Raw genomic sequence first — 11,301 nt, forward strand, 5'->3', positions numbered from 1 at the left:
GGCGTGAAGTTCTAGTAGAGCGCCATGGCGAGCTTGCGCCGCGCCGAGACCACGAAGTCCTCTGCCGGGTCGAACAACTCGAACAGTTCGAGCAGCCGGGTACGCGCCGCGGTGCGTTCGTCACCCGCACTGCGACGCACGAATTCGATCAGGCGTGCAAACGCTGCTTCGGGGTCCTGAGCGAACAATTCGGCGTCCGCCGCCGCCAGTTGAGCGTCGAGATCGGCCGGGGCCGCGTCTGCGCGCTCGACGGCGTCGGCCGGGAGTTGTTGCGCACGGCCGAGGAACCGGACCTGCCGCAACGCGGCCTGCGCATCGGTGTTGTTCGGCTCGGAGTTGAGGATCAACCGGTAGGCGGCCTCGGCGCCCTCGAAATCGCCCTGCTCGAGAGCCTGCTCGGCAGCCTCGAAACGCGGGTCCGCGGGCTGTTCGGCCGGTTCACCGTCGGCGCTCGGGGGCCCCGACAATTTGCCGGCGACGGCATCGCGGATCGCGTCGAGCCACTGCCGGAGGGCGGCTTCGGGCTGAACACCCTGGAAGTCGGCAAGAGGCTGCCCGGCAGCTATCGCGACGACGGTGGGCACCGACTGCACACCGAACGCCTGGGCGATGCGCGGGTTGGCGTCCACATCGACCTTCGCGAGCACCCATTCGCCACCGGCTTCTGCGGCGAGTTTCTCGAGGGTCGGGGTCAGCTGCTTGCAGGGCTCGCACCACGTCGCCCAGAGGTCGACGATCACAGGTACCTGCATCGAGCGCTCGAGAACCTCGGCCTCGAACGTCGCTTCGGTGACGTCGATGATCGACGGGATTGCGCCGGGATCACCGGCACTCGGCGGGGGTGGCGGCGGAGCGGTGGCCCTCGCCTTGAGCGGCGCGAGATCCACCGCGCCGGACATTGCTGCGGCTGCGGCAGCGGAACGTGCTGGACGGGAACCGGGTCGAGTCACGCTCTCCAGTTTGTCATGCCCGGGCGGTGGTGTGCCGGGCGGTCAGGCAGCCGTGTCGACTTTTTCGCGGCTTTCGGGCGCGGAGAGTTCGGCGAGACGGCCGGTGCGCACCGCCCAGCGCTCGAAGACGATGGTGCCGAACGGCGGGACACTCGAGACGAGCGCCAGGAAGGTGGTCTTCAGGTCCCACTTCAGTGCCCACGCAGTGAGAAGCGCGATGAGAACGAACGGAATGAAACCGGCCACGCCGTGCACCATGCCCGGGATGGCGATCGCTTCTTCGTATCCGAGCACCCACTTGAAGAACATGGCGATCAAGAGTGCGAGCCAGGTCACAGCTTCCCAGATCGCCACGAGGCGGAACCGCTTCGCGGGGGTGGACAGGTCGAAGATGTTCGTCATGGCGACCATTGTGCCGGAGGACTACGACGACCCGTAGTGGTGGTGAGAGACATCACGGCCCCGGCGCAGTGCGCCGGGGCCGTGATCGTGCTTCAGGGAAAAGTCAGGCCTTCGGCACGCGGACGATGAGCGCATCTCCCTGGCCGCCGCCGCCGCACAGCGCAGCCGCACCGATGCCACCGCCGCGACGCTTCAGCTCCAGCGCAAGGTGCAGGGCGATGCGGGCACCGGACATTCCGAGGGGATGCCCGAGTGCGATCGCGCCACCGTTGACGTTGACCTTGTCGGCGTCGATGCCCAGCTCACGAGCCGAGACGATGCCCACCGCCGCGAAAGCCTCGTTGATTTCGATCAGATCGAGGTCCTGAGGATCGACACCCTCGCGCTCGCACGCCTTGGCGATCGCACGGGCCGGCTGCGACTGCAACGTCGAGTCCGGTCCGGCGACCACACCGTGGGCGCCGATCTCCGCGATCCAGCTCAGGCCGAGTGCCTCGGCCTTGTCCTTGCTCATCACCACGACCGCAGCGGCGCCGTCGGAGATCTGCGAGGCCGAACCGGCCGTCACGGTGCCGTCCTTGGAGAAGGCCGGACGCAACCTGCCGAGCGACTCGGTCGTGGTGTCGGCGCGGATTCCCTCATCGGCCGCGAACATGATGGGGTCGCCCTTGCGCTGAGGGATGGCGACGGGCACGACCTCCTCGTCGAACAGGCCGTCCTTCCAGGCACGCGCGGCGTTCTGGTGGGACGCCGCGGCAAAGGCATCCTGCTCCTCGCGCGACACGAAACGTTCTCCGCTGTTTGCGGACTCGGTGAGGTTGCCCATCGCCTGGTCGGTGAAGATGTCGTGCAGCCCGTCGTACGCCATGTGGTCGCGCAGCGTCACGTCGCCGTACTTGAATCCGGCGCGGCTCTTCTCGAGCATGTGCGGCGCCTGGCTCATCGACTCCTGCCCACCGGCCACGACGACGTCGAACTCGCCGGCTCGGATCAGCTGATCGGCCATGGCGATCGCGTTGATGCCCGACAGGCACACCTTGTTGATGGTCAGCGCGGGCACGTCCATGGGAATACCGGCGGCGACTGCGGCCTGCCGCGCGGGAATCTGCCCGGCGCCCGCCGTGAGGACCTGCCCCATGATCACGTACTCGACCTGTTCGGGCGCGACGCCGGCCTTCTCGAGGGCACCCTTGATCGCGACGCCGCCGAGGTCCGAGCCCGAGAGGTCCTTGAGTGAACCCTGCAGGCGCCCCATGGGCGTACGGGCTCCGGCGACGATGACAGAACTGCTCACGGAAAGAACCTCCGGCGATCGGGGAAATGTGGGGCGCCAACCGGGCCTGAAACATCACTCCCGATATGAACGCATGCAACGTTAACGCTACCGTCTAGAACATGACCGAGATCTCTCCCACCTCCACGCCGGCCGCTGCGCTTCTCGCGACCGGGCTCGTCACCGCGATCGATCACGTCGGTATCGCGGTGCCCGACCTCGATGCCGCTCTCACGTGGTACGCCGAGAACCTCGGCCTCGTGTCCACACACGAAGAGGTCAACGAAGAACAGGGTGTCCGGGAAGCGATGCTGTCCGTGCCGGGCAGTCCGGAAGGCGCGACCCAGATCCAGCTGCTCGCTCCGCTGAACGAGAATTCGACCATCGCCAAGTTCCTGGACCGCAGCGGTCCGGGATTGCAGCAGCTCGCATACCGCGTGTCCGATCTCGACGCTGTCTCCGCCGCACTGCGCGCCAACGGCGTCCGGTTGCTGTACGACGCCCCGCGTCGCGGCACCGCCGACTCCCGCATCAACTTCCTCCACCCGAAGGATGCGGGCGGCGTTCTCGTCGAATTGGTCGAGCCGGCCGCCCACGCCGCGCACTGAGCCACGCGGACGGATTACGAGTCTGCACTCCCGCCTGCGTTTCGGCGGGAGCGCAGCGTGTCCTCCGGCCTCAGCAGGTAGATTGTCGCCATGGTCTTCGATCGTGATCGCACCCCCAGCCACCTGCCGTTCTCGATCGTGCGAAAAGGCTTCGACCGCGACGAGGTAACCAACTACTTCGCCCGGTTCGAAGCCGAGTTACGCGTGACCGCGACCGACCGCGACGCCGCGTCCGCGCAGGCCCGCGATCTCGCGCGTCAGCTCGAGAATGCGCGCAACGAGATCGACGAGCTCCGCCGCGATGTGGACCGGCTGTCGGTGCCCCCCACCACCGCCGAGGGCATGAGCGACCGCATCTCCCGGATGCTGCGCCTCGCATCGGATGAAGCATCCGAGTTGCGGGCGCGCGCCGAGGCCGACTCCGCGGAAATGATCTCGCTCGCCGAGCAGGAGGGCATCAGACTCCGCGGCGATTACGAACAGAAGCTCGCAGAGCTCGAAGAACGGCGCCTCGCATTCGAGGACGAGCACAAGCGGACGATGGCTGCCGCGCGCAAGGAGGCCGACCGCATCGTCGCGGCTGCTCGCGCCGAGGCCGACCGCCACGCCGCCGAAGCCGAAAGCAAGCGCGAGCAGGTTCAGCAGGACTTCGAGATCACGATGGCCGAACGTCGCAGCAAGCTTCTCGGCGAACTCGACAACCTCGAGCGCACGAGCAAGGCCGAAGCCGAACGCCGTATCGATGTGGCGACGCAGGAAGCCGCCCGTCGTCTCGCGACTGCCACCGAACAATCCGAGCGCAAGGTCGCCAACGCCCGCGACGTCACCGAGGAAATGCGCATGCTGCGTGGACGCATCCTCGGCCAGCTGGATGCGGTGCGCGAGCAGCTCGACGACGTGCCGACCATGCTCGCCGCGATCAACCGCGAAGGCGAGTTGCTCGACCGGGAGATCTCGCTCGATACCCCCCGTCCGGGCGGTGGCAGCACTTCGGCCGGTGGGAACACGGGCGGTGGCAGCACTTCGGCCGGCGGGAACACGGCCGGTGGCAGCGCTTCCCGCGATCGCAACACAGGCGGTGGTGCTCCCGCCGCGAAGCCGAAGGCGACCGCGGATACCGAGGGACGGGTCGCCGCGCCTGCGCGAGCGGACCAGGACGACGCGGCAGCAGCCGGTGGGACCGGACGCACCACGGACAGCGGCAACAATGCCGGCACCGGGAAATCCGTCGACACCCAGAAGACCGGCACCACCGCGAAGACCGACACCACGAAACCGGCCGACGGCGTCCGCGGTTCCGGAACGCAGCCTCGGAACACCACGGGCTCCGGACCGAATATCCAGGGACGCTCCCCCGCAGTCGCCAGCAAGGTCAGAAACTGACGCGTCGCGCGACTACCCTGCTCCCTGGCGGCGGCCGACCATCTCGCTGATCCAGACCGGCGCGTACGGCGACGTGCAGCCCGGTGACGTCGGGTAGTCCTCGAGAACTCCCAGCCGCTCCCCGATCTCGAGGGCACGTTGCCGGTGGTGAGCGTGCTCGATCCCGATCTGGGCGAGGCAGGTGTTCATCGCCCACCGCAGTGGGTCGGGAGCATCCTTCATCTCTGCCTCGACGATCTCGAGGAGTCCGTCCAGGTCCAGCCCGCCCGGATCCGTGACCCCCAGTCCGGCGGTCAGATCCCAGCCGGCACTCGCGACCGGCGGGTCCGGATCACGGAACCAGCCCGCGCGCAGTTCCTCTGCGTGCGGGCTCTTCTTCACGACGTAGTTCACCAGCCGGCCCCGCACCTTGGGAGCACGCGCATCACGCATCATCGCGTCCAGTTCGTCACGCTCGAACGACTTGTTTCTCGTTGACCGCCCGTGCCTTCGGGTCCTCGAGCGTGGCCAGTTCGGCCATCACATCCGCCACGGTCGTCTCGGTCATCCGCGCGTCCAGATCTCACGTCCCGCCATCGGCAGCGCACGACGTCAGACTACGACGCGGAGCCGGACACCACCCGCTCTTGCAGGCCGGGACCACTGTCGACTGGGACAGTTGTCGGCTAGGACCACCGGCGCGTGGGCCGCCGGGTTCCACGTCCCTTCCAGCACCCGTTGTGCCAGTGCCGTCTGTCGTCGGCGCCACCCGGGGTGTCGACGGGCCAGGCCACCACGTGTGGTGTGCCGGGCGCGATCTCGTGGTCGCATCCCGGGCACCGGTACGGCTTGGTGGCGCGGCTTCCGGGCACGGTCCGCACCGTGTACCTCTCGTCGTCCGCTCCTGCCGGACCGTTCTCGGTGCGGCTGGTGGCGAAACCGAAGGAGGCGCTCTCCGATTCGGCGTGTCCGCGTCTGCGCGACGACGTAGGGGGACGATTGCGGCGCGGCACCGTCAGAACAATCTGAACTCGGTGCTCTCGGTGCCGCGCAGAGCCTCGTAATCGAGGACGAGGCAGCGGATCCCGCGATCCGTCGCCAGGGTCTTCGCCTGCGGCTTGATCTGCTGGGCAGCGAACACTCCGGTGACCGGGGCGAGGAGCGGATCGCGGTTGAGAAGTTCGAGATAGCGCGTGAGTTGTTCGACGCCGTCGATCTCACCGCGACGCTTGATCTCCACCGCCACCGTGGCGCCGGCGGCGTCCCGGCACAGCAGGTCGACGGGACCGATCGCTGTCGGGTACTCGCGCCGGACGAGCGTGAATCCCTGGCCGAGCGTCTCCACGTGTTCCGCGAGAAGTTCCTGCAGGTGCGCTTCCACGCCGTCCTTGATGAGGCCGGGGTCCACCCCGAGTTCGTGACTCGAGTCGTGCTCGATTTCTTCGAGCGTGATCCGCAGTTCCTCGCCGGCTTTGTTGGTCACCACCCAGAGCGCCTGCGCCTCGTCGGCCGGTTCCTCGACGAGCCAGCACGGCGGGCTCATCCAGTTGAGAGGTTTGTAGGCGCGGTCGTCGGCGTGGATACTCACCGACCCGTCGGCCTTGACGAGCAGGAGTCGGCGAGCCGTGGGCAGGTGCGCCGTCAGGCGTCCGATGTAGTCCACACGGCAACGGGCAATCACTAGACGCACGGACCCACCCTAGTGGATCTGCTCGACTACTCTCGAACGACCATGCCAGCACGCAGCAACCGCACCGCACCGCTCGGGTCCGCGATCCTCGGTGAACCCGCCGAACCCGTCCGGCGGCAGCGCATCCGTATCCAGTTGTTGCTCACCCTGTCGCTGATCGGAACGCACCTCGTGGGAGCCGCCATCGTGGCCGCGCTCATCAACGTGGTCATCCCCGGCCCGTCGGTCCTCACCTCCGAATTCCTCGTGATCACCGCGATCCTTGCGCCGGTGTACGTCGGGGTCGCGATCGTGCTCGGGGCGTTCCTGTTCACCCGCGGAGCCCTCCGCCGGTTGCGGTGGGCTCTCGAGAACCGGCCGCCCACCGCGGACGAGCAGCGCATCGCTCTGAAGATGCCGTGGCGGATCACCCTTCAGCAGGGTGCACTGTGGTTCGTCGGGCTGGTCCTCTTCACCACGTGCTTCGGCATCGTCGACGCTGAGACGATTCCCAAAGTGGCCTTGACCATCACGCTCGCCGGGGTCACCGTGTGCGGCTTCGCATACATGTTCACGGAGTTCGCGCTCCGTCCTATTTCCGCGAGGGCCCTCGAAGCGGGCACACCACCTCGCCGGAAGTTCGCCGGCACCACCGGGCGGGTGATGCTCGCGTGGGCACTCGGCACCGCCGTGCCCGTCGTCGGGCTGATCTTCGTGGCGGTGTTCACCTTCGTCCGCCCGGTCACCACGATCCGCCTCGCGATCACGATCCTCGTCCTGGGAACGGTTGCGCTGTTGACGGGCTCACTCCTGATGTACCTGACCGTACGATCCACGATCGCTCCGATCGAATCCGTGCGTTTCGGGATGCGCCGAATCGAGGAGGGACGATTCGACGAGGCGGTCGTCGTCTACGACGGCACCGAACTCGGCCAGTTGCAGGCCGGCTTCAACCGGATGGCCGAGGGCCTGCGCGAACGGGAACGTATGCGGGAGGTGTTCGGTAAACATGTCGGACGTGACGTCGCGGCGGCAGCGCTGAACCGGGCAGAGACCCTCGGAGGCGAAGAACGGGACGTCGCGGTGCTGTTCATCGACATCATCGGGTCGACCGGGATCGCGGCGAGCAGACCGCCCTCCGAGGTCGTGGAACTGCTGAACCGATTCTTCGCTGTCGTCGTCGACGAGGTCCATTCCGCCGGGGGCTTCGTCAACAAGTTCGAGGGTGACGCCGCCCTCGCGATCTTCGGTGCTCCGGTTGCCGTCGACGACGCCCCCGGGCGGGCACTTTCTGCCGCCCGGAAGATGGCGCAACGTCTCGAGGCCGAGGTACCCGAATGCCGGGCGGGCATCGGCATCACCGCCGGGATTGCGGTGGCCGGCAACATCGGTGCCGAAGAGCGGTTCGAGTACACGGTGATCGGAGACCCGGTCAACGAGGCAGCACGGCTCTCCGAGCTCGCGAAAACCGTGCCCGGACACGTCGTCGCGTCACGCCGTGCTCTCGACGCCACGTCGGGCGCGGAACGCTCCCGGTGGACGCTGGGCGAAAAAGTGATGCTCCGAGGCCGGACCGAAGCTACCCACCTGGCCGTTCCGTCCTACTGACAACCCCGCGCGTGCTCATTCTCCCGCGATGATCGCGTCGAGGAATCTCCGCGTTCGCTCGTGTTCGGGATCCGTGAAGATGCGTTCCGGCGACCCTTCCTCGACGATGCGACCCTGATCGAACATCAGCACACGATTGGATACGTCTCGCGCGAAGTGCATTTCGTGCGTCACGATGAGCATCGTGATGTCGGTCGTCTCGGCGATGGTGCGCAGCACGTCCAGCACATCCGCGACGAGTTCGGGGTCGAGCGCCGAGGTGACCTCGTCGAGAAGCAGGATGTCGGGGTCCATTGCGAGCGCCCGGGCGATCGCCACACGCTGCTGCTGCCCACCGGACAGCTGCGTCGGGTGCGCACTCTCCTTGTCCGACAGTCCGACCGTCGCGAGCAGTTCACGCGCGCGTTCCTGCGCTTCGGACTTCTTGCGCCCGAGCACGTGGATGGGCGCCTCCGTGAGGTTCTCCATCACGTTCATGTTCGGGAACAGGTTGAACTGCTGGAACACCATGCCGATGCTGCGGCGCATCGATCGAAGGTGCCGCTCCGACGCGGGAACCAGACGGTCCCCTTTTCGTTCGTGGCTGAGCGGTTCACCTTTGACTCGGATGACCCCGCCGTCCACCTTCTCCAACGTCATGAGCAGACGCAGGATGGTGGTTTTTCCGGAGCCGCTGGGGCCGATCAGCGTCACCCTGTCTCCGGCTGCCACCGTGAAGCCGAGATGATCGAGAACAACGTTGTCGCCGAATTTCTTGACGACCGAATCGAATTCGATCATCGGTACAGCGGACCTGTCGCCCGTGAGAGTGTGCTCCTCGAGGGCCGGATCAGTAGGCAAGTCGACGCTCCAATCTGCGGATGAGCACTGACGTGGGATAGCTCGCGGCGAGGAAGATCAGCCCCGCCATCGTCAGTGGCTCGAGATATTGAAAGTTTCTTGCCCCGAATTGCTGCGCCGCCGTCACCATCTCCACCACCGAAATGGTGAAGAGGTACGGGGTGTCTTTGAATATCGAAACCGCGTAGTTGCCGAGTGCCGGAACGACACGGCGAATCGCCTGCGGCAGGATCACTGCCCGCCAGGTGCGGGCGGGTGGCAAAGACAGCGCGCGTGCCGCTTCCCACTGCCCCACCGGGACCGCTTCGATACCTGCCCGGTAGACCTCGGCCATATACGTCGCGTAGTGGATACCGAGTACCGCGATACCGATTTGCAGTGCCGAGAATTGCGGGAGCAGGTAGTAGACGAACAGCAACTGCACGACGAGCGGTGTCAGCCGGATGAACTCGACTACCGCGGAGAGCAGTTTGGCGAGCACCTTGGGGAGCGAGCGCCGCATGATCGCCACGGCCAGACCCAGCACAGCAGCGAGGGCGAAACCCAGCACCGTCGCCAGCAGCGTGATGCGGAAGCCCTCGAGCAGCACGGGCAGCGCCTCTCCGGCGCGTTGCCAACTCCATTCGACGGTCACGACTTCACCACCCCCGCGGGTTCGTCCAGAGCCGGCGCGACTCCGAAGATCTCACGCATACTCGGACCCGTGCCGAGGCGACTCTTCGCGCGTACTTCGAGCGCGTTCATCACCAGCGTCAGGATGTATCCGACCACGAAGTAGAGGACGAGGCCGATTCCGAACGCGAACAACGTGTCGCCGGTGTTCTGCCGCAGCTGTTCGATCTCGAATGTGAGATCTTGCAGCAGAATGTAACTCGCGAGCGCAGTGCCTTTGAGCAACTGGATCAGGAGATTGGTCAGAGGGGGAATCATCTCCGCCCAGGCCTGAGGAAAGATCACTCGGCGCAGCCGTTGCCAGTACCCGAAGTTCAAGGCGGTCGCCGCCTCCCATTGGGGCCGTGGAACCGACGCGATGGCGCCGCGGACGACCTCCGCACCGTAGGCGCCGTAGTTCAGCGACAGAGCCAGGATGCCGCACACGATCGGTTCGAGGCGGTACCCGAACAGAGGCAGCACATAGAAGAACCAGAACAACTGGACCAGCAGTGAGGTGCCTCTGAAGAATTCGATGAACACACGCGCACTGCCGCGCAGCGCGAGATTCTTCGCGCCGCCGGCAAGTCCCAGCGCAAGCGCCAGCAAGAACGCGAAGAACGCGCTACCGATGGTCAGTTCGAGAGTGACGATGATCCCGTCGAACAGGCGCGGAATTGCATCCCGAAACTGTTCGAAGTTGGACTCCGAAGCCATTGTCCGCAGCCCGCGCTCAGGCGGTGCCTTCGCACAGTGTCTCCGTGGTCAGGTTCGGATCCGGCATCTCCTCCGCGGTGAAGCCGTAATCCCCGACGATCGAGAGGTAGGTGGCCTCGTCCGACGTGATCTTGGCCAGCTCGGCGTTGTAGGCATCGCGGAGTTCGGTGTCCTCCGTGCGGAACACGGTGCCACCCGCTCCCACCTGGGGAACGCCGTCGATTTCGGCGACGAACGACTCCGTGACCTCGACGGGAGCGTTCTCGTTGTTCTGCTTCATCCAGTTCAGGGAGATACCGGTGAGTGCGAAGACATCGGCACGTCCGTTGATCACCGCGTCCATGCCGTCCTGCGGTGAGGACACCTGCATCGCGTCGATACCGAGCGACGACGCGTAGTCCGACTCGATCGCACCGGTCAGCACCGCCATCCGGACATCCTTGTCCGCGATGGTCTGCATGTCGCTGAGCTGCTGAGGGTTGCCCTGAGGAACCATCAGAGCAGTCGTGTAGTTGAACTCCGGCTCACTGAACAAAGCCTGCTCGCACCGCTGGGGAAGGATGGACATGCCTGCGCTGACGACGTCGAAGCGTCCAGCCTGCAGACCCGGGATGAGCGCACCGAAGTCGGTGGCTACGCCCTCCACATTGTCGATACCGAGGTTCGAGAAGATTTCCCTGTGCAGCGCGACCGTCGCGCCGGTCAGTTCGCCGTCCTCCATGAAGCTGTAGGGCGCCTCGCCGGCGAAGCCGACCGTGACGGTGCCGGAGTCCTGGAGTCGCTGGAGAGTCGACCCCTCGCCCGAGTTGTCGACGCTCGTGCATCCCGTCACGGACGCACCGACAAGCCCGAGTCCCGCAAGAGTGGCCGCGGCCTTCACAATTCCGGCCGAGCCGAACCTGTTCGTCATCGTCTGATCCCTCTCGTCGTCCTAGAACGACCCGGGAGGATGCGCACCGCCGTGCAGCACGATCCAAGCGGATCTTGCACCAGCGGACGTTACCCACATCACGTGGCAAAGCGGGACCCAGAACCACCTCGTTACCATCTCGTAACCTGACGGTTCCGCGCGGACGAAAAAGGGGACCCACTTGTGGGTCCCCTCCTCAAAACACAATCCACTAAAAACACTGCATACACAAAACACTGAAGGCCCCCAACACAGTTGGGGGCCTCCAGCAAACGGGTGTTCGGCGGTGTCCTACTCTCCCACACCCTGTC

The 11,301-nt window shown here is 66.0% G+C and carries 12 protein-coding genes and 1 pseudogene; 3 read left to right on the forward strand and 10 right to left on the reverse strand.

Annotated features, from left to right (window positions below):
- Positions 1 to 11: 11 nt before the first annotated feature.
- The 3 genes from ACFWU2_RS20270 to ACFWU2_RS20280 form a co-directional block, all read right to left on the reverse strand.
- Entirely contained in the window at positions 12 to 899 is an 888-nt protein-coding gene (locus ACFWU2_RS20270; RefSeq protein ID WP_378610073.1) for a tetratricopeptide repeat protein, read from the reverse strand.
- Between the two features lie 93 nt (positions 900 to 992).
- Entirely contained in the window at positions 993 to 1,352 is a 360-nt protein-coding gene (locus ACFWU2_RS20275) for a DUF3817 domain-containing protein (protein ID WP_378610056.1), read from the reverse strand.
- A 103-nt stretch (positions 1,353 to 1,455) separates the two neighbouring features.
- Complete coding sequence (locus ACFWU2_RS20280; RefSeq protein WP_378610057.1) at positions 1,456 to 2,646, reverse strand: acetyl-CoA C-acetyltransferase; 1,191 nt, start codon at positions 2,644 to 2,646, stop codon at positions 1,456 to 1,458.
- 101 nt (positions 2,647 to 2,747) lie between these two features.
- Here ACFWU2_RS20280 and mce point away from each other — a divergent pair, with 101 nt between their 5' ends.
- Entirely contained in the window at positions 2,748 to 3,233 is a 486-nt protein-coding gene (gene mce / locus ACFWU2_RS20285; protein WP_169620411.1) for a methylmalonyl-CoA epimerase, read from the forward strand.
- Positions 3,234 to 3,323: 90 nt separating this feature from the next.
- Positions 3,324 to 4,616, forward strand: a complete 1,293-nt coding sequence (locus ACFWU2_RS20290; RefSeq protein ID WP_378610058.1) for a hypothetical protein — start codon at positions 3,324 to 3,326, stop codon at positions 4,614 to 4,616.
- 12 nt (positions 4,617 to 4,628) lie between these two features.
- Here ACFWU2_RS20290 and ACFWU2_RS20295 read toward each other — a convergent pair.
- The 3 genes and pseudogenes from ACFWU2_RS20295 to nucS form a co-directional block, all read right to left on the reverse strand.
- Positions 4,629 to 5,163 (reverse strand): annotated as a pseudogene (locus tag ACFWU2_RS20295) (DNA alkylation repair protein).
- A gap of 118 nt (positions 5,164 to 5,281) precedes the next feature.
- The gene (locus tag ACFWU2_RS20300) at positions 5,282 to 5,608 is read right to left on the reverse strand and encodes an ATP/GTP-binding protein (protein ID WP_378610059.1); all 327 of its coding nucleotides are present in this window, start codon (positions 5,606 to 5,608) and stop codon (positions 5,282 to 5,284) included.
- A gap of 2 nt (positions 5,609 to 5,610) precedes the next feature.
- Entirely contained in the window at positions 5,611 to 6,285 is a 675-nt protein-coding gene (nucS, locus tag ACFWU2_RS20305; protein ID WP_378610060.1) for an endonuclease NucS, read from the reverse strand.
- Between the two features lie 42 nt (positions 6,286 to 6,327).
- Here nucS and ACFWU2_RS20310 point away from each other — a divergent pair, with 42 nt between their 5' ends.
- Positions 6,328 to 7,872 (forward strand): adenylate/guanylate cyclase domain-containing protein, encoded by a 1,545-nt coding sequence (locus ACFWU2_RS20310; RefSeq protein WP_378610061.1) that lies wholly within the window; start codon positions 6,328 to 6,330, stop codon positions 7,870 to 7,872.
- 15 nt (positions 7,873 to 7,887) lie between these two features.
- Here the strand turns inward: ACFWU2_RS20310 and ehuA are convergent, their stop codons facing one another.
- Genes ehuA through ehuB form a run of 4 tightly spaced genes read right to left on the reverse strand, consistent with a single transcriptional unit; the run spans position 7,888 to position 10,990 of the window.
- The gene (ehuA, locus tag ACFWU2_RS20315) at positions 7,888 to 8,652 is read right to left on the reverse strand and encodes an ectoine/hydroxyectoine ABC transporter ATP-binding protein EhuA (RefSeq protein ID WP_378610062.1); all 765 of its coding nucleotides are present in this window, start codon (positions 8,650 to 8,652) and stop codon (positions 7,888 to 7,890) included.
- 49 nt (positions 8,653 to 8,701) lie between these two features.
- Positions 8,702 to 9,346, reverse strand: a complete 645-nt coding sequence (gene ehuD, locus ACFWU2_RS20320) for an ectoine/hydroxyectoine ABC transporter permease subunit EhuD (RefSeq protein WP_378610063.1) — start codon at positions 9,344 to 9,346, stop codon at positions 8,702 to 8,704.
- Entirely contained in the window at positions 9,343 to 10,080 is a 738-nt protein-coding gene (gene ehuC, locus ACFWU2_RS20325; RefSeq protein WP_169620404.1) for an ectoine/hydroxyectoine ABC transporter permease subunit EhuC, read from the reverse strand. Before ehuC ends, ehuD begins: the two co-directional genes overlap by 4 nt.
- A gap of 16 nt (positions 10,081 to 10,096) precedes the next feature.
- The gene (gene ehuB / locus ACFWU2_RS20330) at positions 10,097 to 10,990 is read right to left on the reverse strand and encodes an ectoine/hydroxyectoine ABC transporter substrate-binding protein EhuB (RefSeq protein ID WP_378610064.1); all 894 of its coding nucleotides are present in this window, start codon (positions 10,988 to 10,990) and stop codon (positions 10,097 to 10,099) included.
- Positions 10,991 to 11,301: the final 311 nt, after the last annotated feature.

Origin of the sequence: Rhodococcus sp. NPDC058639 (assembly GCF_042717545.1) — a bacterium.
GTDB lineage: Bacteria > Actinomycetota > Actinomycetes > Mycobacteriales > Mycobacteriaceae > Rhodococcus.